At 64.1% G+C, this 26,615-nt stretch carries 23 protein-coding genes and 3 pseudogenes; 21 read left to right on the top strand and 5 right to left on the bottom strand.

The genetic code is table 11. The features are described from left to right. Positions 1-15 precede the first annotated feature (15 nt). Positions 16-612 (top strand): nucleoside triphosphate pyrophosphatase, encoded by a 597-nt coding sequence (locus tag LRS14_RS17525; RefSeq protein ID WP_257800336.1) that lies wholly within the window; start codon positions 16-18, stop codon positions 610-612. Continuing rightward, a pseudogene (locus LRS14_RS17520) lies at positions 609-1,372 on the top strand (SAM-dependent methyltransferase). Before LRS14_RS17525 ends, LRS14_RS17520 begins: the two are co-directional and overlap by 4 nt. A 21-nt stretch (positions 1,373-1,393) precedes the next feature. Here the strand turns inward: LRS14_RS17520 and LRS14_RS17515 are convergent. After that, the gene (locus tag LRS14_RS17515) at positions 1,394-2,854 is read right to left on the bottom strand and encodes a DEAD/DEAH box helicase (RefSeq protein ID WP_046114679.1); all 1,461 of its coding nucleotides are present in this window, start codon (positions 2,852-2,854) and stop codon (positions 1,394-1,396) included. Between the two features lie 37 nt (positions 2,855-2,891). After that, complete coding sequence (locus LRS14_RS17510) at positions 2,892-3,983, bottom strand: glycosyltransferase (protein WP_046114680.1); 1,092 nt, start codon at positions 3,981-3,983, stop codon at positions 2,892-2,894. Between the two features lie 167 nt (positions 3,984-4,150). On the opposite strand from LRS14_RS17510, the gene LRS14_RS17505 reads away from it, so the two are divergent. The 19 genes and pseudogenes from LRS14_RS17505 (at position 4,151) to LRS14_RS17415 (ending at position 23,688) form a co-directional block, all read left to right on the top strand. Further along, positions 4,151-6,160, top strand: a complete 2,010-nt coding sequence (locus tag LRS14_RS17505; protein ID WP_310740842.1) for an SLBB domain-containing protein — start codon at positions 4,151-4,153, stop codon at positions 6,158-6,160. Next, positions 6,160-7,344 carry a Wzz/FepE/Etk N-terminal domain-containing protein gene (locus tag LRS14_RS17500; RefSeq protein WP_257800335.1) on the top strand — a complete coding sequence of 395 codons (1,185 nt, stop codon included), beginning with the start codon at positions 6,160-6,162 and terminating at the stop codon, positions 7,342-7,344. The genes LRS14_RS17505 and LRS14_RS17500 overlap by 1 nt, the downstream gene beginning before the upstream one ends. Positions 7,345-7,353: 9 nt before the next feature. Then, complete coding sequence (locus LRS14_RS17495; RefSeq protein ID WP_257800334.1) at positions 7,354-8,346, top strand: FAD-binding oxidoreductase; 993 nt, start codon at positions 7,354-7,356, stop codon at positions 8,344-8,346. Between the two features lie 24 nt (positions 8,347-8,370). Continuing rightward, entirely contained in the window at positions 8,371-9,144 is a 774-nt protein-coding gene (gene rfbF, locus LRS14_RS17490; protein ID WP_257800333.1) for a glucose-1-phosphate cytidylyltransferase, read from the top strand. A gap of 5 nt (positions 9,145-9,149) precedes the next feature. Next, entirely contained in the window at positions 9,150-10,226 is a 1,077-nt protein-coding gene (rfbG, locus tag LRS14_RS17485) for a CDP-glucose 4,6-dehydratase (protein WP_257800332.1), read from the top strand. Further along, positions 10,223-11,575 carry a lipopolysaccharide biosynthesis protein RfbH gene (gene rfbH / locus LRS14_RS17480; protein ID WP_257800331.1) on the top strand — a complete coding sequence of 451 codons (1,353 nt, stop codon included), beginning with the start codon at positions 10,223-10,225 and terminating at the stop codon, positions 11,573-11,575. The genes rfbG and rfbH overlap by 4 nt, the downstream gene beginning before the upstream one ends. Beyond that, positions 11,575-12,429, top strand: a complete 855-nt coding sequence (locus LRS14_RS17475; RefSeq protein WP_257800330.1) for a transketolase — start codon at positions 11,575-11,577, stop codon at positions 12,427-12,429. Before rfbH ends, LRS14_RS17475 begins: the two co-directional genes overlap by 1 nt. Then, entirely contained in the window at positions 12,426-13,370 is a 945-nt protein-coding gene (locus tag LRS14_RS17470) for a transketolase C-terminal domain-containing protein (RefSeq protein ID WP_257800329.1), read from the top strand. The genes LRS14_RS17475 and LRS14_RS17470 overlap by 4 nt, the downstream gene beginning before the upstream one ends. Continuing rightward, positions 13,367-14,449: an NAD(P)-dependent oxidoreductase gene (locus LRS14_RS17465; RefSeq protein ID WP_257800328.1), complete on the top strand. Its 1,083-nt coding sequence runs from the start codon at positions 13,367-13,369 to the stop codon at positions 14,447-14,449. Before LRS14_RS17470 ends, LRS14_RS17465 begins: the two co-directional genes overlap by 4 nt. Beyond that, positions 14,446-15,813 carry a hypothetical protein gene (locus tag LRS14_RS17460; protein ID WP_257800327.1) on the top strand — a complete coding sequence of 456 codons (1,368 nt, stop codon included), beginning with the start codon at positions 14,446-14,448 and terminating at the stop codon, positions 15,811-15,813. Before LRS14_RS17465 ends, LRS14_RS17460 begins: the two co-directional genes overlap by 4 nt. Next, the gene (locus LRS14_RS17455; protein WP_257800326.1) at positions 15,810-16,820 is read left to right on the top strand and encodes a glycosyltransferase family 2 protein; all 1,011 of its coding nucleotides are present in this window, start codon (positions 15,810-15,812) and stop codon (positions 16,818-16,820) included. The genes LRS14_RS17460 and LRS14_RS17455 overlap by 4 nt, the downstream gene beginning before the upstream one ends. Next, a pseudogene (gene wecB, locus LRS14_RS17450) lies at positions 16,817-17,952 on the top strand (non-hydrolyzing UDP-N-acetylglucosamine 2-epimerase). The gene LRS14_RS17455 and the pseudogene wecB overlap by 4 nt, the downstream one beginning before the upstream one ends. After that, positions 17,949-19,007, top strand: coding sequence for a glycosyltransferase (locus tag LRS14_RS17445; protein ID WP_257800325.1), 1,059 nt, complete (start codon positions 17,949-17,951; stop codon positions 19,005-19,007). The pseudogene wecB and the gene LRS14_RS17445 overlap by 4 nt, the downstream one beginning before the upstream one ends. 31 nt (positions 19,008-19,038) lie before the next feature. Then, complete coding sequence (locus tag LRS14_RS17440; protein WP_257800324.1) at positions 19,039-19,851, top strand: hypothetical protein; 813 nt, start codon at positions 19,039-19,041, stop codon at positions 19,849-19,851. Between the two features lie 15 nt (positions 19,852-19,866). Beyond that, positions 19,867-21,312, top strand: a complete 1,446-nt coding sequence (locus LRS14_RS17435; RefSeq protein ID WP_257800323.1) for an O-antigen polymerase — start codon at positions 19,867-19,869, stop codon at positions 21,310-21,312. 40 nt (positions 21,313-21,352) lie between these two features. Continuing rightward, positions 21,353-22,288: a glycosyltransferase family 1 protein gene (locus LRS14_RS17430; RefSeq protein WP_257800322.1), complete on the top strand. Its 936-nt coding sequence runs from the start codon at positions 21,353-21,355 to the stop codon at positions 22,286-22,288. 17 nt (positions 22,289-22,305) lie between these two features. Then, positions 22,306-22,461: a hypothetical protein gene (locus LRS14_RS17425; RefSeq protein WP_257800321.1), complete on the top strand. Its 156-nt coding sequence runs from the start codon at positions 22,306-22,308 to the stop codon at positions 22,459-22,461. A gap of 59 nt (positions 22,462-22,520) precedes the next feature. Further along, positions 22,521-22,796: a hypothetical protein gene (locus LRS14_RS17420; RefSeq protein ID WP_257800320.1), complete on the top strand. Its 276-nt coding sequence runs from the start codon at positions 22,521-22,523 to the stop codon at positions 22,794-22,796. Beyond that, a complete protein-coding gene (locus tag LRS14_RS17415; RefSeq protein ID WP_257800319.1) occupies positions 22,756-23,688 on the top strand; it encodes a glycosyltransferase family 4 protein in 933 nt (310 codons plus the stop codon). Before LRS14_RS17420 ends, LRS14_RS17415 begins: the two co-directional genes overlap by 41 nt. Positions 23,689-23,714: 26 nt before the next feature. On the opposite strand, the gene LRS14_RS17410 is transcribed toward LRS14_RS17415, so the two are convergent. The 3 genes and pseudogenes from LRS14_RS17410 to LRS14_RS17400 all read right to left on the bottom strand — a co-directional run. Next, positions 23,715-25,142: a hypothetical protein gene (locus LRS14_RS17410; protein ID WP_257800318.1), complete on the bottom strand. Its 1,428-nt coding sequence runs from the start codon at positions 25,140-25,142 to the stop codon at positions 23,715-23,717. Beyond that, the gene (locus tag LRS14_RS17405) at positions 25,139-26,032 is read right to left on the bottom strand and encodes a hypothetical protein (RefSeq protein ID WP_257800317.1); all 894 of its coding nucleotides are present in this window, start codon (positions 26,030-26,032) and stop codon (positions 25,139-25,141) included. The genes LRS14_RS17410 and LRS14_RS17405 overlap by 4 nt, the downstream gene beginning before the upstream one ends. Then, positions 26,029-26,586 (bottom strand): annotated as a pseudogene (locus tag LRS14_RS17400) (polysaccharide biosynthesis protein); the annotation flags it as partial. The pseudogene LRS14_RS17400 and the gene LRS14_RS17405, both read right to left, overlap by 4 nt. Positions 26,587-26,615 lie beyond the last annotated feature (29 nt).

Raw genomic sequence — 26,615 nt, 5'->3', positions numbered from 1 at the left:
ATGGGACAATGCCTCATGGACGAACCCCGCCCCACGCTGATCCTGGCCTCCACCTCGCCCTACCGGCGCGAGCTGCTGCAGCGCCTGCGCCTTCCCTTTGAGGTGCAGGCACCCGACGTCGATGAAACACCGGGCCCGCGGGAGGCGCCCGACGGGCTGGCGCAGCGGCTCTCGCAGGCCAAGGCCGCGGCAGTGGCCGACAGCCGGCGCGATGCCGATGTGGTGGTGATCGGCTCCGACCAGGTGGCCGACCTGCACGGCCAGCCGCTGGGCAAGCCCGGCAGCCACGCCCGGGCGTCCGAGCAATTGCGCGCCATGCGCGGCCAGCGCGTGCAGTTCCACACCGCGGTGACGGTGCTGCGGCCTCGTGCCGGCCATGCCCGCACGCTGCTGGCGTCGGTGACGGTGCAGTTCCGCAGACTGTCGGACGCGGAGATCGAACGCTACCTGGCGGCCGAGCAGCCCTATGACTGCGCCGGCAGCGCCAAGGCCGAGGCCCTGGGCATCACGCTGCTGGACGCCATCGAATCCGACGATCCCACCGCGCTGATCGGCCTGCCGCTGATACGCACCTGCCAGCTGCTGCGCGAAGCCGGGCTGCAGCTGCCATGACGGGCACGCTCTACCTCGTGCCCAACACGCTGGACCTGGGCACCGGCGACGCCAGTGCGCCGCCCGACATCGAGGACACCCTGCCAATGGGCGCGCTGCGGGTCGCTGCCGCCCTGCCCCATTGGTGGCGGAAAACGCCAAGACCACGCGCGCCTTTCTCAAGCGGGTGGACCAGCGGGTGCCGCTGGCCCGGCCGCTGCAGGAGATCGGCATCGTCGAGCTGCCGCGCCCGCCCAAGGGTGGCGCCGCCACGGCCTCGCCCGCGCTGGCGCCGCTGCTGGCACCCGCGCTGGCCGGGCAGGACATGGGGCTGATCTCCGAGGCGGGCTTGCCCGCGGTGGCCGATCCGGGTGCGCTGCTGGTGGCCGCGGCCCATGCGGCGGGCCTGGCGGTGCGGCCCTTGTCCGGGCCCAGTTCGCTGCTGCTGGCGCTCTCGGCCAGTGGGTTGAACGGCCAGAGCTTCGCCTTCGTGGGCTACCTGCCGGTAGAGGCTGCGGCACGCAGCGCACGGCTGAAGGAACTGGAAGCGCTGTCGCGTCGCCAGCAGCAGACGCAGCTGATGATCGAAACGCCTTATCGCAATGCCGCGTTGCTGTCGGCCATGCTGGCGGCGCTGGCACCCGCCACGCGGGTGTCGGTGAGCGTGGGGCTCACGCTGGCCGGTGGCTGGACCCGTACGCTGACGGTGGCGCAATGGCGGCGTGACACCCCTGCCCTGCCTGACCGCGTGCCCGCAGTGTTCTGCCTGCTGGCCAGCTGAGGCCGGCCGCGGCGCCGCGCCTCAGGCCTTCTGGCCGCCGCCGAGCAGGGCCGCCACCTTGCGCTTGCTGCGGATGTTGGGCGTGAGCCCCCGTGCCGCCGGAGCCGCGGCCACGCCCTTTTCCCAGGCCGGTGGCGACTCGGAGGCGGTGGCGCTGGGCTCGTACGGCCGGTCGAAGAACGGGTCCGCCGGCGGGGTGGCGCCATAGCGCCGCGGCGCGGGGGCGCTGCGCTCGTAGGCCGGACGCTCGCGCTCACGGGCCACCGGAGCGGCTTCCTCGGCCTCCCGCGGCCGGAAGCGGCGGGGGCGGTCGTCTTCCAGCTCGAAGGGCTCGAGCTCGATCTTCTTCTTGATCAGCTTCTCGATGTCGCCCACCAGGCGCGCGTCGTCGCGCGTCACCAGCGTGATGGCGATGCCCGATGCGCCGGCACGGCCGGTGCGGCCGATGCGGTGCACGTAGTCTTCCGCATTGAACGGCACGTCGAAGTTGAAGACGGCCGGCAGATCGGCGATGTCCAGGCCGCGTGCGGCCACGTCGGTGGCCACCAGCACATCCACTTCGCCCCGCTTGAAGGCTTCCAGCGACTTCAGGCGCTCATCCTGCGACTTGTCGCCGTGCAGTGCGGCGGTCTTGAGGTCGTCGCGCTCGAACGAGCGGGCCAGCCGGGCCGCACCCAGCTTGGAGTTGACGAACACGATGGCCTGCGAAAGCTGCCGGTCGCGCAGGATCTGGCGCACCACGCGGCGTTTGTCGTCGTCCGTCACGCTGTAGAAGCGCTGCTCCACGTTGGTGGCGGTCGCATTCGGCCGCGCCACCTCCACCAGCACCGGCTCCTGCAGGTAGCTTTGCGAGAGCTTCTTGATCTCGGGCGAGAAGGTGGCCGAGAAGAGCAGCGTCTGCCGCTGCTTGGGCAGGTAGCTGAGGATGCGCTGCAGGTCGGGCAGGAAGCCGATGTCTAGCATGCGGTCGGCTTCGTCGAGCACCACGTACTCGACTTGGTTGAGCACGCAGTTCTTGGCCTCGATGTGGTCAAGCAGCCGGCCAGGCGTGGCAATCAGGATTTCCACGCCCGCCTTGAGCTGCAGCGTCTGAGGCTTCATGTCGATGCCGCCGAACACCACTGCCGAACGCAGGTTGGTGTGTTGCGCATACGACTTGACGTTGGCCGCCACCTGGTCGGCCAGCTCCCGCGTGGGGGCCAGCACCAGCGCCCGCACCGGATGGCGGGCCGGCGACATGGAGGCGTTTTCGTGCCGCAGCATCTTCTGCAGCAGCGGGATGGAGAAGGCCGCCGTCTTGCCCGTGCCCGTCTGTGCCGCGCCCATCACGTCGCGGCCTTCCAGGACGATGGGAATCGCCTTGGCCTGGATGGGCGTCATCGTGGCGTAGCCCTGGTCGGCCACGGCACGCAAAAGCTTGGGGTCGAGCGGGAGAGTGTCGAAGCGCGCCGGGGCTTCGGTTACGGCGGGGGTGTCTGTCATCACTCAGCATTATCCCCGCTTGCCTCGAATTGCGTGCTTAACGTCGCAAAACCAGCCAACGTGGCGACCGGAAGCGCACGATCCGCCAGTACAGGCTGACGTAGCTGACCGCGAACAGCAGGATGAAGAAGCCCAGCACCGGCGTGCTGTTCCACCACAGCACGGAGGGCACCAGCGACATCATGCACAGCATCCACAGATAGGGCGAGGTCATCGAGTTGCGGCGGGTGATCTCCCGGGCGCTGCGGCTGCCGACGGCCCAGCGGATCACCCGGCGGTAGATCAGCGAATGCAGGTGGATGCCATCGGGCAGGCCGGGCGACACCTCCTTCAGGAAGCGGCGCCGGTAGATGGAGAAGAGCGTCTCGAACACCGGGTAGATGCAGATCAGCAGCGGGAACATGGGCGAGACGGTCGGGTTGCGGAAAAGCAACATGATCGCCAGCTCCGACACCATGAAACCCAGGAAATACGCGCCGCCGTCGCCCAGGAAGATCAAGCCGGCCGGGAAATTCCAGATGAAGAAGCCCAGCACCGCGCCCACCGTGGCCAGGGCCCAGAGCATCACGAAGCGGTCGCCCACCTGGAAGGCTACGTAGCCCACCGCCATCAGCATCATTACCACGCACATGGACGACAGGCCGTTGAAGCCGTCGATGATGTTGACCGAGTTGGCCACCCCGGCCACCACGAACACGGTGACCAGCGCCGCGCCCAGCGGAAAGCCGACGATCCAGTCCAGCCCCGGCAGGTCGGTGCGCACGATCACCGCATTGACGAAATACACCGCCAGCGCGGCCGAGATGGCCGTGGCGATGAGCCGGTTGCGCGGCGATACCCGCTTGGTGAGGTCTTCCACCAGGCCGGCGATGAAGGCCGGCAGGCCGCACGACACCAGCAACACGCTGAGCCAAAGGTACTCCGGCGCGGTGGCTGCCACGGTGGCCACGCCAGCCACCACGGCGGCGAAGATGCCGACGCCGCCAATGCGCGGCACCGACTTGGCATGGAATTTCTGGGGGCCCGACAGATCGGAGTCGGCGGTCAGGTGGGCATGCCGGTGAGCGGAGCGAATCACGAGCAGCGTCACGAGGCCCGAGACAGCAAAGCCCAAGAGCAGGATCAACATGGCGCGCGAGTGTAGCGAGGCCATGCACCGTTTCCTTGCGCGGACGCAAGGAGAAAATGCACCTCGCACCACCCCGGAGCTGCGGGAGGCCACCGTTAGAATTCCGCGCCGCAGCCGTCTGCAAGCGTGCTGCCGCCCTTTTGGGCACCGAGACACGAAGGCCTTTCATGACCGAATTGATCCCGCGCCGCCAGCCTGTTTGGCGTGCGCCGATGGGCGCCCTGGTGGCGGCCATCTCCCTGACGATGCCCTGGGTGGGCAGCCATGCGCAGGTGCAGACGGCGCAGATGCTGCAGAACTACCAAGGCGGCCAGGGCACGCTGCAGCAGCAACAACAGCAGCAGTCGCAACAGCAGCAGATCACCACCGGCGGCGACGCCTACGGCCAGGAAACGGGCGGCCCGGTGCGGCTGCGCCAGCAAGGCGCGTCGCAAAACAACAACACTCGCAACGGCGTGGGCCCCGATGCCAACGGCTACCTGCGCGAGCCGCGCCTGCCCTACCGGCCCGGCGAGTTCGAGCTGTTCGTCAACAAGCTGGCCGGCACGCTGCCGGTGCTGGCGCCGGACGGCAAGATCACGCTGGACGACACCTCGGTGCGACGATTCGGCGCCGAGCTGGTGACGCCCGAATTGGCCGGCGAGCAAGGCGCCGACTTCATGCCGCAGGTGCCGGCGGACTACCTCATCACGCCGGGCGATGAGATCGCGCTGACCATCTGGGGTTCGGTGGACGCCGACCTGCGCCTGGTGGTGGACCGTGCCGGCCGCCTGAACATCCCGCGCGTGGGCTCGGTGCTGGTGTCGGGCGTGCGGTATGGCGACCTGCCCTCGCTGCTGAACCAGCGCGTGGCGCAGGTGTTTCGCAACTTCCAGCTCAGCGTGTCGCTGGGGCAGCTGCGCAGCATCCGCATCTACGTCACCGGCTTCACCGCCAAGCCGGGCTCGTACACCGTCAGCAGCCTGTCGACCGTGGTCAACGGCCTGATGCGCGCTGGCGGCCCCTCGGCGGCCGGCACCTTCCGCAACATCGAGCTGCGCCGCGCCGGCAAGCTGGTGAGCCGGCTCGACCTGTACGACCTGCTGATCAAGGGCGACCGCAGCGGCGACCGCGTGCTGCAGCCCGAGGACGTCATCCACATCGGTGCCGTGGGCACGCAGACGGCCGTGATCGGCAGCGTCAACAAGCCGGCCATCTTCGAGCTGAAGAAGGGCGAGACGGTGGACGACGTGCTGCGCATGGCCGGCGGCCTGACGGCCGTGGCCGACCGCGGGCGCCTGTCGGTCGAGCGGCTGGACGAGCGCATCGGCGCCCGCGTGTCGCAGCTGCGCCTGCCCGAAGACCTGAACCAGACCCCCTCCAGCGGCGACGTGCTGCGCGCCTTCAGCGCGGTGGAAGCCACGCTGCCGCAGGACAAGCAGAACAAGCGGGTGCGCATCGAAGGCGAAGTGGCACGCCCGGGCGACTACATCCTGCCGCCCAACAGCTCCATTGGCGACGCCATCCGTGTGGCGGGCGGGCTGACGCCGAATGCGTATGTGTTCGGCACGGAGTTCTCGCGGGAAAGCGTGAGGATGACGCAGCAGGAGAACTACGAGCGGGCGCTGCGGGATCTGGAGACGGAGTTTGCGAAGAGGACGAGTACGCAGAGGGCGTTGACGGCGGACGAGGCGGCCATTCAGGCGAGTCAGGGGTCAGGCGCCACACGGCTGATCGAACGGCTGCGAGCCGTGCGGCCGACCGGGCGGATCGTTCTGCAGCTCGATCCAGTCGCCGCCCAGTTGCCTGACCTGGTGATCGAAAGCGGCGACCGGATCTACATCCCGTCCATCCCGACGTCCGTCGGTGTGTTCGGCAGCGTTTTCAACGGCGGCAGCTACCTGTACAGCAACGACCGGAAGGTGACCGACTACGTGCGGCTGGCGGGCGGTACGACCCGGGGCGCAGACGACGGCAGCGCCTTTGTGCTGCGCGCCAACGGCAGCGTGGTCAGCGCACGCCAGAGCAGCGGGTTCTTTTCAGGTGGCAATCTGGACGTGCCGGCGCTGCCCGGTGACACGGTGTTTGTACCTGAAGAGCTGAACAAGACGACGTTCCTTCAATCGGCGAAGGAATGGACGCAGATCCTTTACCAGTTCGGTTTGGGTGCGGCTGCGTTGCAGACGTTGAAGAACTGATGGGCGAAAAGATGCAATCACAAGACGCCCGCGCCGTGCCGCAGAGTGACGATCTTGACGACGACAGCGAAGGCATCGGCCTGCTTGAACTCGGCGTGATCCTGAAGTCGCGCTGGAAGATGTTGGTTGGTGTGCCCTTGCTGGCGGGTGTGCTGGCGTATGGCGCGGCTTTTCTGATCCCGCCCACCTTTACTGCGACCACTACCTTTCTGCCCCCGCAGCAGCAGCAGAGTTCGGCAGCTTCGGCCTTGGCGTCGTTGGGCGCGCTGGCGGGACTGGCTGGCGGCGCAGGGGTCAAGACACCAGCGGACCAGTACGTGGCGTTCATGCAGAGCGCAACGGTGTCTGATCGCATCATCGATCGCTTCGAGCTGATGAAGGTGTATGAGTCGAAGCTCCGGATGGACGCACGGAAGACTTTGGCTCAAAACGTGAACGTGAGCATTGGCAAGAAGGATGGCCTGATCTCTGTCACAGTCGATGACGAGGAGCCGAAACGAGCGGCCGAAATCGCAAACGCCTATATCGACGAGTTGCGGCGCCTGTCTTCCTCATTGGCGGTGACCGAAGCGCAGCAACGCCGGGTGTTTTTTGAGCAGCAGCTGACACAGACCAAAGAGCGTCTGACCACGGCGCAGAGAGCGCTGGAAGCCAGCGGATTTTCTGAAGGCGCCTTGCGTTCGGAGCCCAAGTCGGCGGCTGAAGCCTACGCACGCCTGCAAGCGGAAGTGACTGCAGCGGAAGTCCGGTTGCAGACGATGCGCGGCGCCTACAACGAGAACGCGCCTGAATTTCGTACCGCACAGGACAGGCTCGCTGCACTTCGGGGCCAACTGGCCCGTACCGAGAAAGTCCGCAGCAACGGTGACGACGGCGACTACGTCGGCAAGTACCGCGAATTCAAGTACCAGGAAACATTGTTCGAGCTGTTCGCGCGTCAGTACGAACTGGCTCGAGTGGATGAAAGTCGTGAAGGCGCTCTCGTGCAGGTGGTGGACACCGCAACACCACCCGAGCGTCGCAGCAAGCCCAAGCGCAGCATGATTGCCGCGAGCACCTTTGTGATCGTCGGCCTCTTGCTGGCCATGGCTTTGATCATTCGCCACATTTCGCGCCTGACCCCCATCTCGCCCCAACGGGCCGAACGTTTGGCTGCTCTCAAGGCGTCGCTGCGGTCCACCTGAGCCTGAATCGTGCCGATCATCACCCTGGCCAACAGCAAGCAGTACGAAGCCGCGCTTGGTACTTCGTTGCTTGACGCCGCCTTGTCCGCCGGCCTGGTGCTGGAGCACAGTTGCAAGACCGGCCGTTGCAGTTCCTGCAAGGCCCGCGTAGTCAGCGGACACACCGAGCGCCTGCGGCCTGAGGAAGTGCTTGGGACCGTTGACGCCGAGCAAGGGTGGATCCTCACCTGCGCCCGCGCCGCGCTCGACAATGTAACGCTCGACATCGAAGACCTGGGCGACCTCGCCGACTACCCTGCCCGCACCTGGCCCGCTCGCATCCAGCAGATCGAGCGCGTGCTTCACGACGTGGTGAAGGTCACCCTTCGCCTGCCGCCGACTGCCAAGCTGCGCTACCTGCCGGGCCAGTACATCAACGTGCTGGGCCCGGATGGCCTCAAGCGCGCCTACTCCATCGCTAACGCGACGCCTGGCACCGCGGGGCCGGTGGAACTGCACATCCGTGCGGTGGAAGGCGGCGCCATGAGCGCCTACTGGTTCGGCCGCGCCCAGGCCAACGACCTGCTGCGGCTGCATGGCCCGTTCGGCACCTTCTTTCTTCGTGAGGCAGTGGGTGATCACGTGGTGTTCCTCGCCACCGGCACCGGCATTGCGCCCGTGAAGGCGATGCTCGAACAGCTGGCTGCCACCCCTGAAGACAAACGCCCAGCTTCGGTCACTGTTTACTGGGGCTGCCGTCACCCCGAAGAACACTACTGGACGCCTACCGACGACCGGCTTTCCGTCCGGTTCGTCCCGGTGGCCTCACGTCCGCAGGAAAAGTGGCCCGGCGCTCGCGGCCATGTGCAGACCGTGTTCATGGCCGATGCGCCTGACCTTGCCCGCACCTGGGTCTACGCCTGCGGCTCCAACGACATGATCGAAAGCGCCCAGCACCAGTTGCTGGCCGCCGGGCTGCCTGCCCGCCGCTTCCACTCCGACGCGTTCGTCGTTTCCGGCTGACGCCCTCCCCTTCGAAAGCAAGCAATGAAAGCTGTCATCCTGGCCGGCGGCCTGGGTACTCGTTTGAGTGAAGAAACCGCGTTGCGGCCCAAGCCCATGGTGGAGATCGGTGGCAAGCCGATCCTGTGGCACATCATGAAGATGTATTCAGCGCATGGCGTCAACGACTTCATCATCTGCTGCGGCTACAAGGGCTATGTGATCAAAGAGTACTTCGCCAACTACTTCCTGCACATGTCGGACGTCACCTTCGACATGCGCGAAAACCGCATGCATGTGCATGAGCGTCGCGCCGAGCCTTGGCAGGTCACCCTCGTAGACACCGGCGACGAATCTATGACGGGCGGCCGCCTGAAGCGCGTGGCGGAGCATGTCAAGAACGAGACGGAGTTCTGCTTCACCTATGGTGACGGCGTGAGTGACGTCGACATCAGCGCCTCCATCGCCTTTCACCGCTCGCACGGCAAGCAGGCAACCCTGACCGCCGCCCTGCCCCCCGGCCGTTTCGGCGCGCTGGACATGCATGAAGGGCAAGTGCGCTCGTTCAAGGAAAAGCCCAAGGGCGACGGCGCCATGATCAACGGCGGCTTCTTCGTGCTCAATCCATCCGTGCTGAGCCACTTGAAGGACGACAGCACCGTCTGGGAACAAGAGCCGCTGATGCAGCTCGCCGCCGAAGGCCAGCTCATGGCCTTCCAGCACGAAGGTTTCTGGCAACCCATGGACACCCTGCGCGACAAGCACCACCTGGAAGAACTGTGGGCCAGCGGCAAGGCCCCCTGGAAGCGCTGGGACTGAGCACCATGAACGTCGACACCGCCTTCTGGCGCGGCAAGCGCGTGCTGCTCACCGGCCACACCGGCTTCAAGGGCAGCTGGCTGTCGCTGTGGCTGCAGAGCATGGGCGCCGAGCTGCAGGGCTTTGCCCTGCAACCGCCCACGCAACCTGCCCTGTTCGAAGAAGCACAGGTGGCCAACGGCATGGCGTCGACCATCGCCGACGTGCGTGACCGCGAGGCCGTGCTGGCCACGTTCAGGGCCTTCAAGCCCGAGATCGTCATCCACATGGCGGCCCAGCCGCTGGTGCGCCTGTCGTATGACCAGCCGGTGGAAACCTACGCCACCAACGTGATGGGCACGGTGCATGTGCTCGACGCCGCCCGGCAGACCGATAGCGTGCGCGCCATCGTCAACGTGACGACGGACAAGTGCTACGAGAACAAGGAATGGGTGTGGGGCTACCGTGAAGACGAGCCGATGGGCGGCCACGACCCCTACAGCAACAGCAAGGGCTGCTCCGAGTTGGTGACGGCCGCCTACCGCAAGTCTTTCTTCAGCAGCCGCGGCGTGGCGTTGGCCTCCGCCCGCGCCGGCAACGTGATCGGCGGCGGCGACTGGGCGCTCGACCGGCTGGTGCCCGACGTGCTGCGTGCCTTCGAGCGCGATGCGCCCGTGCGCATCCGCAATCCGCATTCGATCCGCCCCTGGCAGCATGTGCTGGAACCGCTGTCGGGCTACCTGGTGCTGGCGCAGACCCTGTACGCAAAAGGCACCACGGCCGCGGAAGCCTGGAACTTCGGCCCGCATGACGACGACGCCAAGCCGGTGCAGTGGATCGTGGAAAACCTCGTCAAGCGCTGGGGCCGCGGTGCCCGCTGGGCGGTGGACGAGGGCGACCACCCGCACGAGGCGCACTACCTCAAGCTGGACATATCCAAGGCCGGCAGCCGCCTGGGCTGGCAGCCCGGCTGGTCGCTGGACACGGCGCTCGCGAAGATCGTCGACTGGCACCAAAGTTGGCTAGACAAGCAGGACGTGCGCGATGTCTGCCTGCAGCAGATTGCGCAATACATGAACACGAAGACCAAGGAAATTGCATGAGCAGCGTCATCGCTCCCATCCTCACCCCGGCCGACGCGCTGCGCCGCCAGATCTCCGAGCTGGTGAAGCAGTACGCCGACCTGACGCTGGCACCCAAGCCCTTCGTGCCCGGTGAAACGCCGGTGCCTGTGTCGGGCAAGGTGATTGGCGCGAAGGAACTCCAGCTGATGGTCGAGGCCTCGCTGGACGGTTGGCTGACCACCGGCCGTTTCAACGCCATGTTCGAGCAGCGCCTGGCCAAGTTCCTGGGCGTGCAGTACCTGATCACGGTGAACTCGGGCTCGTCGGCCAACCTGGTGGCCTTCTCCACCCTCACCTCGCCGCGCCTGGGCGACCGTGCCATCAAGCAGGGCGATGAAGTGATCGGCGTGGCCGCGGGCTTCCCGACCACGGTCAACCCGATCCTGCAGTTCGGCGCCGTGCCGGTGTTCGTGGACGTTGACCTGGCCACGCACAACATCGACGCCAGCCTGATCGAAGCGGCCATCACGCCCAAGACCAAGGCCATCATGCTGGCGCACAGCCTGGGCAACCCGTTCAACCTGGATGTGGTGACGGCGCTGTGCAAGAAGCACAAGCTGTGGCTGGTGGAAGACTGCTGCGACGCCTTGGGTGCGACCTACAACGGCCAGCTGGTCGGCACCTTCGGTGACATCGGCACGCTGAGCTTCTACCCCGCCCACCACATCACCATGGGTGAAGGCGGCGCGGTGTTCACCAACAACCCCGAGCTGAAGCTGATCGCCGAGTCGTTCCGCGACTGGGGCCGCGACTGCTACTGCCCGCCCGGCAAGGACAACACCTGCAACAAGCGCTTCTGCTGGAACAAGAAGGAGCTGGGCGGCGACCTGCCTGACGGCTACGACCACAAGTACACCTACAGCCACCTGGGCTACAACCTGAAGATCAGCGACATGCAGGCCGCCTGCGCGCTGGCGCAGATGGACCGGGTGGACGAGTTCATCGCCAAGCGGCGCGCCAACTTCACTTACCTGAAGAACCGCCTGGCCAGCGTCGCCGAGTTCCTGCATCTGCCCGAAGCCACGCCCGACAGCGAACCGTCATGGTTCGGCTTTCCGCTGGTGCTGAAGGACACGGCCGGCGTGCAGCGCAGCGATCTGATCAACTTCCTGGACCAGAGCAAAATCGGCACGCGTCTGCTGTTTGCCGGCAACCTGACCAAGCAGCCGTACATGGCGGGGCGCAACTTCCGCGTGAGCGGTGAGCTGACCAACACCGACATCGTGATGAACCAGACGTTTTGGCTGGGCACGTTCCCGGCGCTGGGTGAGGAACAGCTTGACTACATCGCGGAGAAGCTTGAAGAGTTCTTTGGAGTGAATTTCTGATGAGCAGCCTTGCGACCCCTATCGCGGATGCCGACGCAGACGGAAGGTTTGCGCCGGCCCGCATGCGCCGCACTGTCTTGGAAATGGCTTACGCCGGCTCGACGGTGCACATTGCCTGTGCGTTCTCGATCATTGAGTTGCTGACGGTTTTGTACCGCAACCATCTTCGGTATCCAGGCAACGATCCGCGCGCCGAGGGTCGCGACTATCTCGTGCTGAGCAAAGGTCATGGCGTTATGGCGCAGTACGCCTGCATGCGGGAATTGGGCTGGCTGACCGACTCTCACGTCCAAGGCTACTTCGCGGATGGGAGCGAACTGAAGGGCTTGTCCGACTCACGGGTGCCGGGCCTAGAGGTGACCTCGGGTTCGCTGGGTCACGGGTTTTCCGTGGCGGTTGGCATCGCGATGGGCCTACAGCGCAAGGGCACCGACCAGAAGGTTTACGCCATCGTCGGCGACGGAGAGTTGAACGAGGGCCCGATCTGGGAAGGTGCGCTCGTTGCCGCCCATCATCGGATAGATAACTTGATGCTCATCGTCGACAAGAATGGTTTTCAGGCGATGGGCACCACCGACGACGTGCTGGCGTTGGGCGATCTAGCGGCGAAGTTCTCAAGCTTCGGTTTCGAGACTCTCGATGTTGATGGACACGATGAATCGGCAGTCGACGTCGCCATCCGCCGGCTGTGGGCCAGCGGTACAGGCAAACCTAAGGCGTTGATCGCGCTGACGGTCAAAGGCAAGGGCGTGCCGTTTATGGAGTCTGACAACCGTTGGCACTACATGCGCCTGAACCCGCAGACCTTCGCCCAGGCCATAGATGCGCTCTGCCTCCCGGGAGCATCGAAGTGAGAGAGGCCTTTTCCAACGCGCTGGTGCGCTTGGCGCTGGCGGACTCCAAGGTCCTGCTGCTGACCGGTGATCACGGGTACGCGCTGTTCGACGACTTCCGCAAGCGCTGCCCCGACCAGTACATCAACGCAGGCATAGCCGAGCAGAACATGGTCGGCATGGCGGCCGGGTTGGCGCGCGTAGGCTTCCGACCGTTTGTGTACGCCCTGGCGGCGTTCGTGCCGATTCGCACGGTGGAGCAGATCAAACTCGACATTGCGCACGACGACCTGCCAGTCGTGCTGCTGGGTGATGGCGCGGGCTTTGTGTACAGCCACCTAGGCACCAGCCACCAGTCCACCGAGGATATTGCCTGTACGCGGGCGATTCCGGGGCTGCAGGTGTTGTCGCCTGCAGACCGCTTCGAGATGACGGCCAGCATGGACTACGCCTATGCGGCGAATGGCCCGGTTTATCTGCGTATGGGTAAATCGGACCGCGGCGATGTGCATGCAGGGCCGGTAGATCAACTGCAGGCGGGCGGTTTGCTACCGGTACGCGCCGGCCGCGCCGACCGGCCGGGGCTGATCGCGACCGGCTCGATGGTCCGCACCGCCGCAGATGTCGCGCAGGCGCTAGACCTGACGGTGTGGAGTGCACCAGTGCTCAAACCTCTACGGGCCGAGGACGTATGCGCAGTGGCGCGTGCGACGTCGGGACTAGTTACGCTGGAGGAGCATTCGGTGCTAGGCGGCTTAGGCGCTGCGGTTGCGGAGATCACCAGCGAGCATGAACCAGTGCATGTGCTGCGCATTGGCGTACCTGACCGGTTCTCGGAGCACTGTGGCACGCATGCTTATCTGCTGCGCGAACATCGGTTGGATACGGAGTCGGCGTACGAGCGCATCTCGGCGTTCTGCAAGTCGTTGCAGCCGCGGGCGCTGCCTACTGCATCGTCATGAACGATGAGCTGCTGGAACGGCAATCGCCGCTGCATATCCCAGCGGAAGACCTAGAGCGCTGCCATGATCTGCTCAACCTTGCATCGTGGCACGCGCTCGCCGGTCGACGCCTCTTCGTGACCGGTGGCACCGGCTTCGTGGGCAAGTGGCTATTAGCAACACTGCTCAACGCTGACGAGAAGCTCGGACTGGATTGCCGCGTCACGGTGTTGAGCCGGGACCCTTCCGCGTTCCAACGCAGCTGGCCTGCCATAGCCGGCCGTGTCGATTGGGTGACTGGTGACGTGCGCGACTTCTCCATCGGCACCGACCGATTCGACGTGATCATCCATGCGGCCACGGATGTGATCGCGCACGCTTCGCCCGAAGATGTGTTCTCGACTTGCCTTGACGGCACTCGACGGGTGCTGACACTGGCTCGCCATTGCGGCGCGGGCCAACTGCTACTTGTGAGCTCGGGCGCGGTGTATGGCCCATTGCCCGTTGGCATGACACATGTGCCCGAAAGCCATTTAGGCGGACCTGATCCGCTGCTGAGCGGATCGGCCTATGGCGAGGGAAAGCGAGTTTCCGAATGGCTGGCTGCCCTGGCGGCCAACAATGGCCTAGCGGTAAAAATCGCCCGAATCTTCTCCCTCGTGGGCCCGCATCTCCCGCTGGACAAGCATTTCGCGATCGGCAACTTCCTGCGTGCTGCCATGGCGGGCGACGAGATCGTCATCCAGGGCGACGGCACGCCGCATCGAAGCTACCTCCATTCGGCCGACATGGCAGCTTGGCTCTGGGCCGTACTGCTGCGTGGACATTCGGGCCGAGCCTACAACGTGGGCGCCGACGAAAGCCTTTCGATCGCCGCCCTCGCAGATCGTGTATGTCGTGCTTTGGGGCGTTCGCCCCGAGTCGTCGTGCAGAAGCAGCCTCAGCCCGGCACGTTTCCGTCGCACTACGTGCCGGACATCACCCGGGCCCGGCATGAATTAGGGCTTGAGGCTCCCCTACCACTCGATCAGGCGATCATCCGCACCGCTCGGTGGCATGCTGCTCGCGGATTGTCCGAGGCCGGGAAGAGCCCAGCATGATGGCACTCAAAGAACCGACCGTGCTGGCACGCTTGTTAACCTTCGCGGGTCTCGACATCCATGTGCTGGCGACGGTGATCTTCCGCGGGTGGGGTATCGTCGCGGGCGCGGCGACCACCATCTTGCTGCCGCTCTTCCTCTCGCCGACCGAGCAAGGGTTTTACTACACCTTCGGCGGCGTGCTGGCCCTGCAAGTGTTCTTCGAGCTGGGCCTCAATCACGTGCTAACGCAGTTGGCTGGCCACTCGGCGGCGCACTTGCGGCGGGGACAAGGCGGTCGGCTCGAAGGCGACTTGAGGTGGCGTCGAGCCGTCGCGTCGCTGCTCGCGCTCTCGCAGAAGTGGAACGCCATCATGGCCACCCTCTTCGCTATCGCTCTGCTAACGGGGGGTGTTTACTTCTTCGATCGCCGCGGCACGCTGCCAGTCCAAGACTGGATCGGCCCGTGGATCACGCTCATTTCGGCGGCCGCCATCAATCTCGCGCTGAGCGCCCGTCTAGCCATCTGCGAAGGCATCGGTGAAGTCGCGGACGTCGCGAAGCTGCGGCTGCGCCAGTCCATGGTGGGATACCTGCTCCTCTGGGCGTTGCTGCTCTCGGGGCAGGGCCTATCGGCCGTGATTGCCGTGCCGCTGACTTCGGCCATTTCCACCGCTTGGTGGCTTTGGCACCACCCGAACCTGCGCGTGTTGTGCGCGGAGGTCGCACAGGAGCCCCGCGTCGGCACCGAGGAGTTTGAATGGCGGCGCGACATCTTCCCGTTGCAGTGGAAGATTGCGCTTAGCTGGGCCAGCGGCTATTTTATTTTCAGTTTCCTGACACCGGTCGTCTTCGCGTTGCAAGGGCCGGTCGCGGCGGGGCGGCTCGGTCTGGCGCTCACGATTTTCTCCGCCGTCTCCACGGTAGGAATCAGCTGGATCGCGGCGAAGATCCCGACCTTCGCCGCGCATATCGCCCGGCATGAGCGCTCGGCGCTGAACACTCTGTTTGATCATCAACTTCGACGCTCTGTCGGCGCTACGCTCGTGTGCTCGCTCGCCGTGACTGCTGGTGCATTCGTGGCAGGCAATTTCGCGCCGACGATTCTGGAACGTCTGCCTCCGCTGAGCATTCTGCTCATGCTCGCCATCGTCACAGTTGCGAACGCGGTGGTTTTCGCGATGGCCGCGTATATGCGCGCGCATAAGGAGGAGCCGCTGCTGCTTCAATCTATGGTTACCGCCGCGCTAATCGGGGTCGGCGTCTTCGCGGGAGCTCATCACAGTCTGCAGGCCACCGTCGCGGCTTACTCGGCGGCAACGCTGTTTGTTTCGCTACCGTGGTGCGCGCTGCTCTACGCAAAGTATCGTTCCAGGACCTCATGAACCCACGGCCCATCCTGTCCATATGCATTCCGACCTACAACCGGGCGGGATTTCTGCGCGAGTGTCTGTCGTCCCTTGATCCGGCAGAACTGGACGGCAGCGTCGAGGTCGTCGTCAGTGACAACGCGTCCACCGATACCACTTTGGCCGTGCTGGACGAATTCAAGGCTGCGCTGCCCCTGCGCTACTTCGTGCAGTCCGAGAACTTGGGGCCGGATCGCAATTTCGATGCAGTCGTCGCGTCGGCACAAGGCGAATACTGCTGGTTGCTGGGCAGCGACGACGTGGTCAAACCCGGCGGCATCCGGAAGCTGGTCGCGGCGCTGACGTCACTGCGCACGGACATCGTCCAGTTCGGCTACGTCCAGGGCGATCTGCATCTGCGCCCGCTGCACCGCGCTTTCCCCCCGCCAGGACGCGTCGGCGCAACATCGGAGGCGTTTTCTGCACATCTGGCCGCGCAACCGAACATGAGCCTGCTGTTCACGTTCATCTCAGCGTATGCCTTCCGTCGAACCGTCTGGATGGCCCGCCAGGAACTCGTTCGGACCTGGATCGGGACGTACTACATCCAGATGTTTGCGATGCATTCCGCGCTGGCGGCAGGCGCATCGCTGGCTACCATCGGGGATTGCCTTGTCGTGGCGCGGGGCGGCAACCCGAACGAATTCAACGTGATTCCGGGTCGATTCATCGCCCTCGACGCTCGCACCATGACGAGATTGATACGGGAGGTTTACGACGATCGCCCGGCGCTCTGGCAAGCAATCGGCAAGCCCTTCCGAAGGTCTTATCCTGCCAAGGCCCTAGTACACGTGGCGGCCAATGGTGGACTCAACTACTTAAAGGAGAGCCATGAAGCCCTGATTCGACTCGGCCACTCGAAGACACTGTTGCACGGGCTGGTGCTGCTAGAACGACTCAAGCTTCTCTCTACCGTCAAATGGCTGCTCGACTCGCGTCGTCGAGCGCTCAAGAAAATCAAATCGCAAGGTTCACCCGCATGAACAAGAGAGTACTGGTTGTCTTCGGCACCCGTCCCGAAGCGATCAAGATGGCGCCCGTGGTGCGCGCGCTGGCCAGCCACGATGCGTTCGAGACCCAGGTGTGCGTGACCGCGCAGCACCGGTCGATGCTGGACCAAGTGCTGTCGTTGTTCGAAATCGTTCCGAACTTCGACCTCAACCTGATGTCCACGTCGCAAACGCTGGAAGGCATATCCGCGCGCATCCTCGAATCGTTGTCGGCGGTATTGGACAGCTATCGTCCAGACCTCGTGCTGGTCCATGGCGACACGACCACGACCTCGATGGCGTCGCTTGCCTGCTTCTACAAGCGCATTCCGGTGGCTCACGTGGAAGCGGGCCTGCGGACTGGAAATCTATACTCGCCTTGGCCTGAAGAGCTCAACCGCCGTCTCACCGGCCTCGTGGCGCATCTGCATTTCGCGCCCACCGAGGCGTCGCGAGTCAACCTCCTAACCGAAAAGGTCGACGCAACAACCGTCGAAGTCACCGGCAACACGGTAATCGACGCCCTGCTGCAAGTTTCGGGGCGCTTGACGCAGGACGAGGCACTGCGGGCGCCGCTGGACCACCGTTTTGCGTTTTTGCACTGTGACAAGAAGCTCGTGCTGGTCACCGGTCATCGCCGCGAGAACTTTGGCGATGGCATGCGGGAGATTTGCGACGCACTGCTCCAACTTTCGAAGCGGGACGATGTGCAGATCGTCTACGCGGTGCATCTCAACCCGAACGTAAAGGGTCCCGTCGAGGCAAGCCTCGGCAACTTGCCCAACATCCACCTTATCCCCCCCAGGATTACCTCTCATTCGTCTATCTGATGATGCGCAGCCACATCATCCTCACCGATAGCGGCGGCATTCAGGAGGAGGCACCGTCGTTGGGCAAACCTGTGCTGGTGATGCGTGACACGACGGAGCGCCCAGAGGCCGTCGACGCGGGTACCGCCCGCCTGGTGGGCGCAGTTGCCGCCAACATCGTCGGTGGCATCGAGGAGCTGCTGGACGACAACACCGCCTACATGGCGATGTCCAACCGCGCAAATCCCTATGGGGACGGCTGCGCCTCGATGCGCATCGCGCGCCGTGTTGAAGCGTTCGTCGTACACAACGCATGATCGTCGTCGTCGCCCCGCATCCTTCGACCGAGAATCAAAAGGACGGCATGATCCAACGCGTAGCCCATATTGATGCGCTGATGGCGTCGTCGCCGCGCGTCTACCTGGATCTATCCTTTCGCCGCTTTGTCCGCAAGGAAGTGCTGACTGAAGGCTGCGTGTCCATTTATCGACTGAACCTGTTCAAACATATTTTCGTAATAGCACAATTACTCAAACAGGCCGATGTGGTGTACATCCATTCGGCCTACAACGCGCTCAAGGCAATGGTATTTCCGACGAGGGCCCACGTCGTCTTCGACGCTCATGGCATCGTGCCTGAGGAGCTTGCACAGGAGGGTCACACGCGCTCCGCGCGTGTCTTCGCTTTCGCCGAGCGATGTGTGCTCTACCGTTGCAACACGCTCGTCTGCGTGACGCGTTCCATGCTGGCGCACTTCAAAGCCAAGCACGGTGACCGCCCCGGCCGCGAAGAGATCGTCCTTCCAATCCTGCCGCGCCTTGGTCAGGAGGACGACGCAGTTCGGGCGCTGCAGGCGACGCGCGATTCACACGCGGTCATCTACGCGGGCGGCATGCAGGCGTGGCAGAACATCGACAAGATGCTCGATGCCGCACGGGCCCGGTCCAACCTGCGGTACACCTTCCTTACCGGCGATCTTCAGCGCTTCGAGGCTCGCCTGTCCGGACTCGGCCTGGCGGACGTCACATGCCGTTCGGTCGCGCCAGAAGCAGTGAAAGACTTCTACCTCACGCACGAATACGGCTTCATCCTGCGCGACGAAGTACTCGTGAACTCGGTCGCATGCCCGACCAAGTTAGTGGAATACCTGTACTGGGGCGTCCTGCCCGTTATCGTCACTCCGCGTATCGGCGACTTTACTGCCGAGACCCTCCGCGGCATCACCCTAGAGCAATTCAAGCGTGGCGAGTTCCCTGACGCGGCGACACGCGCAGCTATGCGTGCACACAACCAGCGGACGGTGATGACAATCTCCGCTTCGGCGCGAGCCAATCAGGATCGCCTGCAGCGACGTCTGGTTGATGCCGCCTGAATCGATGCCTTCGAACTGCGCCCTCGGCGCCATGATGGAAGACGAAGTTGTCATCGTCGCCTGCAGTTACCGCCTCACGCCAGAGGAAATGCGGAGCCGCCTCGAAGGGGTGATGAATGCAGATGCCGGCGTTAGGGGCTATGTGGTCTCGGCCTCCGCGTCGAGCGAGTGCGCAATGGACGACGGGTGGATACTCCTGCCGACTGACAACCTCGATTTCGACTTTTCCGCCTACCTTACTGGCGCCGAAAAGGTGAGCCGTGAGCATCCTGGAGCGAGAGCCGTCGTGTTCGTAAACGACACGCTGTTCACCAACCATGCCGCCGCCGCCAATTTCCGCGCACTGTGGCGTCAGATCGGATTGATGAAGGCACTGGAACTGCCGGCAATCGCCGGCAAGGCCGACCTGTACACAACGATCTGCCTGCGCAGTCCGTGGAGCGGGCTCGACCGATACGTAACGACGTTTTGTTTTGCGCTGAACCGCCAAGCCCTAGGGCTCATGCTGCAATTGCGCGAGATGGCCGAGAGGGACGGTGTGACCCAGAACCGCCGGGTCGATAGTCCAGCATGGGGAGCCGGCCTACCCTCGGCATTTCGGCAGTTTCTAAAAGCGAACCTGGCCTACGCTGCCTCCCCATACCTCTGGTATCGCTTGCGCGAAGCGACATTCACGCCGGAACAATTGTCGAGCAAAGCCCGAACTATTTACTTTGAACACAGGCTCTCGGGCGCGATTGGTGAGGTAGGTTGCGTGGTACCCACCAATGCGGGCCCTCGATGGACGACTTACTTGAACGCTCACGAATGGTGGAGTCGTGTTCGCCGGAAACTTGGCCTTTGACGTGAAGCCTGCCCAATGACTGGCGCCGCACTTCGCTCTGACGCTGCCCCACAGAGGCGGCAGCGGGCGCTGGCCGGGCGCGACCCGTTCTTTACTCGAATGCTCTGGCTGGCAGCGGCGCTGTTCACCGGCTGTGGCTACGCACTGCTCGACTTTGGCATCAACGGAGGTGACGACCGACTGACGGAGGCGCTGCTTTGGGCAATCGTAGGGCTCTTGAGTGTGATCGCATCGAACACCGGCAGTTCTCATCGCTTCCTGTTTTCATGTGCCTTCTGGGTAACGGTCGACTTTCTCTTCTACATCGTCTTGAAGGCGCTAGCCGTGTTCGATGAGGCTCCCGCACGGCCAATGCAAATGGCACTGCTCTCGTCGCTAGTATTCTTGCTTGGTTATGTCGCCGGACAGCTTCTGTGGCCTACACAAAGGCTGCTACATGTGACCCCTAGCCCAAAGTTACCGGGATCACGTGGGCTGTACATCTGGTTGGTAACGTCGTTCTTCGCGTTTAAGGCGCTCAATATTTTGCTGCTGATGGCAGTGGGGGGTGGCGAGACAGCGCTAGAGCTAGCCCAAACCACGCAGAACGCGGGCGCGTCATACCTCTTTAAAATCCCGACCCTGGCGACTGCCAGCTATTTTCTCGTGCTTCTGCTGGCCTACAAGCATCGTCTGTACCGACGCACGGCCACAACATTAACCTTGATCGTCATCCTCGAGGCCGTGGTGGGCGCGGCCCGCTTCACGCTGGTTTCCACTGCACTAATTCACCTTTTGCTGTGCCACTTATATGTGCGCCGGGTCCGCATGCTCTATCTTGTGCTATTGGGCCCGCTGCTCATCTTTATCGTAGCGTTCTTTGGGCTAGTGCGTGACATCCAGGTCGGCAGCCTCAATGTCTATAGTGAAACGTTGATCACCCTTGTAGAAGACCGAGAATTGATCTTCAAAGTTTTCATGGGCCGAATGGATATGCTGCCCCAGATGGCGGACGGCTTTGAACTGGCCCGCCTGGGACGTTTGAAGTTTGAGGGCGGCATGTCCTACGTCTATGCGTTTCTGCATGCCGTACCGCGGAACATTTGGCCGGATAAACCTCCGCTAACGGCCGCCTATGTGACCGAACTGGTCAAGCCGTATGCGTTCGCAGACGGCGTCAACGTCTACTCCTCCGCTATGTTAGAGGCCTATATGAATCTCCGTTGGGCCGGGGTATTCCTGATCGGCACGGCACTGGCCGGCCTTTCTCGACTGTATGAGCAGGCCTTGCTGCGCGGATCTCTACGCGCCCAAGCCCTTGCACTGATGGCGTTTACGTTTCCAATGCAACTTGTCAACGAGGGTATCCACAGCAACATCCTAGGCTCGCTGCTCTACGTCGCGGCGATCTTCGGACTCTGGCTACTAGCTAGCCGGGCCGTCATGGGGGCCGCGGTAGCTAAGCGCCTCGCCCGTCCCTAAGACATTGCACCGATCGACTACTAGAGCCATCCACCAGATTGTGTACATCAACGGCAAATTCCTCGCCCAATCCTTGACAGGCGTGCAACGCTACGCGATTGAACTGCTGCAGGCCTTCGATGCTTTGCTAGCAGACGGCTCCTGCGTTGTGCCCAGCCCAGTCGTCCTGCTCGTGCCGTCCCAGCGCATCCAGCCGCTGCCCACGCTGCGCCGAATCCGGATACGCGAGATTCCCTCGGGCAACCTGCATCTCTGGGAACAAGTTCACCTGCCCTGGGCCGCACGCGGTGCACTGCTGATCAACCTCGCCGGTAGTACCCCGCTGATCAAGTTCGGCCAGGTCTGCACCTTTCACGACACCGCCGTCTTCGACGTGCCGACTTCGTTCAGCGCCAACTTCGTTCGCTGGTACCGCCTGCTGTTCTATGCGCAGGGCCGCCTTAGCCGCCGCGTGCTCACGGTCTCACGGTTTTCAAAGGAACGGCTCGTTCACCACCTGGGCATCGACGCCGACAAGATCGACGTCGTCCATTGCGGAGCCGACCACATGCGCCGCCAGCCTGCCGATTCCACGGTGCTCGGCAAGCTCGGAGTCGAGTCCGGTCGGTACTTTCTGGCCGTCGGCAGCGCCAACCCCAACAAGAACTTCGCACGCCTCATCGAGGCCTTCGCCGGGTTGCAAGAGTCGGATGCAAGACTCGTCGTTGTGGGGGGTAGCAATGCCACTGTTTTCGCCGACAGCTCTGACGCAGCCCGTGAAGACCCCCGCATCGTGCGCGCTGGGCGTCTCACCGACGCCGAGATCAAGGCGCTGTATAGCAACGCGCGCGTCTATATCTTTCCGTCCATCTACGAGGGCTTTGGCTTGCCGCCCGTGGAGGCGATGTTTTGTGACTGCCCCGTCCTCGCTGCGCGCGCCGCGTCCATTCCAGAGATATGCGGCAGCGGTGCCGCCTTTTTGATCCGCACTCAGTAGCAGACATCCGCGCCTCCATGCAGCGTGCGCTGCATGACGACGCCTGGCTTGAGGACCTTCGCCGTGCCGGCGGCGTGCGCGCGGAGACTTTTACGTGGCACAACGCGGCGTTGAGCCTCGTCCGCGTATTGACCGAGGCCGGCGTGATGCTGCCACGGCCGACTCGCGCCTGAAACTGCCCGACCCTATGCCGGTCAACGGCCGCGACGCGCATTGCACTCGCATGCCTGCAATGAATACCTCCCTCATGACTGCTCGCAAAAAAATCGTCCATCTGCAATTGCTGCCTCTGATGAGTGGCGTGCAGAAGGTGTCGCTCGATGAACTGGCGCAGCTGGATCCGACGCGATATGACCGGGTTGCCGTTTGCAAGTGCGAGGGCGAGTTCACCGAGCGACTTCGCAAGATCGGCGTGCGCGTGCACCTGATCCCCGAGCTCGAACGCGCCATTTCCCCCCAAGCGCGACGTGCAAGCCTACGTCGCCCTGCGCGACTTCTTTCGCGCTGAACACCCCGACATAGTCCACACGCACTCGTCCAAGACCGGCATCTTGGGGCGCCTTGCCGCGAGCGCTGCGCGGGTTCCCATCATCGTCCACACCGTCCACGGCTACGCGTTTCCCGCCGAGCCTCGCCGGGCGATCAAAGCCATCTTTAAGTTCCTGGAAAGGCGCGCAGGGCGCGTCACAGACCGAATGATCGTGCTCAACGATGCTGACGCGGCCATCGCCCGGAACCTGCTTGGCGTGCCCGAGCATCGACTGGCGTTGCTTCCAAACGGCGTGGATGTCGACACCTACGCGCCGGCGACGCCCGAGCGACGCCAAGCATTGCGGCAATCGGCTTTTGGAATCCAAGCGCCGGAGCACGTCATTGTCGGCATGGTTGGCCGCCTGTGGCTCCAGAAGAATCCGCAATGCTTCGTCCGCGCCGCGATCCGCGTGACTGCGCAGCGGCGCAACGTCAGCTTCTTCATGGTCGGCGACGGCGAATTCCGCTCCGAACTGGTCGCATCGATCGAGGCCTCCGGCCACGCGGACCGCATCCGCATCCTCGGCTGGCGCAGCGACGTGCCCGAACTCCTGAAGGCGCTCGATGTGATGGTGCTGCCGTCGCGTTGGGAGGGAATGCCACTGGCGATCCTAGAGGCCATGTCGTCCGCCGTGCCCGTCGTCGCCAGCGACATTCCCGGCAATCAGCACCTTGTTGAGGACGGAAGCGACGGGCGGCTATTCGCGGTGGACGATGACGAGGCCCTAGCGGCGGCGCTGATCGATCTCGTCGACGACGCCGGCAAGCGCTCTCGCTTCTCTGTCAAGGCCCGGTCCAAGATACTGGCCAACTACACGCTGTCAGCCCGCATGAACAGGATCACGGCGATCTACGAATGCGATCGCTGAAGCGCTGGCGCTTAAAAGGCCTGCTTTCAACGAGGCGTTATTACGAACATCGGCACGCGGTGCGCGATAAAGGCCTCCCGGTTGGTCACCTCGCCGAATGGGGGCATGTGATCGCCAACGACGACCAGAAACGGCGTCGCGTCCGATGCGGCCAACGTGGACTCCAAGTGTGCCAGTAGGTCGCCCAGCTTATTCACTAGTTGGCAGGCCTGCTCCGGCGTCGCTGACACGGCGCACGCGCTGCGTAACGCCGGAGGCAACGGTGCCGCTGCGCGTAGATCCAGCGGCAGGTGCGTGTCGAGGGTCAATGCATAGACGAACCGCCCCGGCGTTTGCGCCTGCTTCACGGCCTGCTCCAGCACTTCACTGTCGCAAACGCCCGGAAAGGCCTGGTTGCAATTCATCGGCACCGTCGCGTCGCCAATGGGCCAATGCCAAGGTGTCAGCCCGATCTTGGGCCACCACTCAGCGCGATCAAACATCCGAAGCCCGAATCCGTGAATGCCGATGCCGATCACTCCCCGGGTCGCCAGTTGCCGCGGCAGGCATCCAGAGGCGGTTTCCTCATCCAGTCGTGTGTAGTGCCCCTGCAGCCCGCACAGCGTGCGCAGTTCGCCGGAGGTGGTCGATCCGACGAATTGCTCGTTCCTCAACTGGATGTCCCAGCGAGCCGTCATGCGCGGCGTCGCCAGCCGCTGCGTCAGCCATGCCTGCAGTCCCGGGGCGCGCGGCAGCCCCATCGATTCAACCAGCACCAGCATCGAGGTACGCCCCGGATGGGCCCCCTGCCAGTCCTGCAATGCGCGGAACGTCGCCGGGTCCTGCATCGCCGTAAGCGGCCCACCGGCCATCAGGCTCTGCCGCTCCGAACGCCACACGTTCCACACCGGGCTGCCGGCGAAATTCATGCTGACGATGCGGCTGTCCTTGTCCAGACCAAAGACATGGAAGGACCCATTGGCGATGTCGCACCCCGCAGCCAGCACCGACAGGCACAAGAGCGGCCAAGCCAGCCGCGTCGAGCGCCGCGCCAGCCGCAGTACCAGGCACACGCACGCTAGGAAACCGAGTACCAGTCCGAGCACCGATGCGGACAGGAATGTCTGCAGGTTCAGCATGTCGGCGAAGCGCGCCGCATCGACGAAGTCCAGCGCCGACATGAAGTGATAGTTCTTCGCCGCCAACCGGATGAAGTCTGCCGCCCAAGCCAGCAGCAGCGCGGCGCCGCCCGCCAGCGTCGACACGCAAGCCAGCGCCGCAGCTGCCAACAAGTCGAGATTGAACAGTGGCCGCTCCTCAGCGAACGGCGCGTGGAAGATCCATGCCGTGAGCCACGACGGCGCATGCAAAACCACGACGATGCACAAGAACCGGACGGCGAGCCATGATCGCGATGACATGCGCGCCGCGGGGTGTGCACTCGTCGCTCGGCGGGCCTGGAAACCGAAACTCATGGAGACCTGATCGAGGAAGGCAAGCCGCAATGCAGCGACGAAAGCGTGTAGGCACCGTCAGCACGGAGCAGCGCCTGCGCCCAGGTGGTGCAATTGTGAACTGGGTGCACAAGCACGACCCCGCTGGCCGCCTTTTGGGACAGCGCCGGCAGCCGGTCCAACGGCAAGGTGAACGCCTTCACGCCGATACGTGCCGCGTGCTTGGCGACATGATCGATGCGCCGATGCGCGAGGTATGCGGTCAGGATTGGACCCGGCAAAGGGGCTTGCGCACTCATCCGCGCCTGCCAGCGATTGAACAGCGCCACATCGTCGGGCCGGTATAGCTGGAACACGATCCGGCGGGCGTCACCGGTGGCCAACACGCGATCCACGATCTGCTGTCCGACAGTCGCGAAATCTGTCTTGATGTCCAGCACCAGCCAGGCGTCCGGCGGCACAGCCGCAATCAACGCGTCGAATGTGCAGCCGTCCTGGACGAGATCCCCCTGCGGCCCCGGATCGTGCTGGCAACGCAGTTCGCCGTTGTCGTCGACGAGATCGACTTCGAGCAGGCGAAAGCCAGCCGCGTATGCGCGGCTCGCGGCAGCCAACGTGTTGGCGGTGACTGAGCCCGACTCCCCGAGTGCATGTGCTACGCGCATCGGCGTGCCGCCGGCGCGCATCCAATCGTAGTCCTGGCCGGGCCGCAGCGCCTCGGCTGTGGACCAATCTTCGTTCGAGCGCAGACGTGCCATCGTGTCCATCGCGCGCTCGCCCAACACCGACGCATCGACGCGATGCAGCCATTGGCGCCCACCCGCGGTAGCAGCCAAACCGATCGTGGCGCTGACCACGCTGGCGGCCAGCGCGATCGACGCCGTCAGAGCGCTCCAGCGGACGGGACTCAAACGGCACTCCCTTGCGGCGCCGATTCTTCGCGGGGCCCGACGTTTGGCATCTCGTATTCGGCAATGCAGCGCTCGAAGCCGCTGACGACGCGCTTCCTTGCGGACAGCGTCTGACTCGCCGCACTGGTGACCCAGTCGATCAGTGCCCCATCAGCACCCGCCTGCCCCAGCCCAGCGATCCGAGGACGCTCGACGTGGGTCGGCAGCGTCTGGTCCGCATCAGCCATCAGCTCCTCAAACTCCTCCCCTGACCTCAACCCAGTGAACACGATCCCCACCGCTCCCTCACAGCGCCCTGTCAGCCGGATCATGTCCCGCGCCAGGATCGGCGATGTGCACCGGCTCGCCCTGTCCAGCACCCGCACCTGCCTGCTCTCGGCGATTGTCGCGGCCTGCAGCACCAGACACGCCGCCGCGCGGATCGTCATCAAGTAGCGGATGATATGTAGGTGGGTCACGGCGATAAGCCCGCACTTGGCGATCTGCTCCTGAGACTCCGGGATCTCGCTGCCGCCGGTGCGGAGCAGGTTGCCGAAGCGCATCGCCTTGCAGCAAGTTCCCCGGGTGTCCGGCGACTGTCGCG

The sequence above is a fragment of the Aquincola sp. J276 genome (assembly GCF_024700035.1).
GTDB lineage: Bacteria > Pseudomonadota > Gammaproteobacteria > Burkholderiales > Burkholderiaceae_C > Aquincola > Aquincola tertiaricarbonis.
This window is presented reverse-complemented; position numbering and strand designations above follow the sequence as displayed.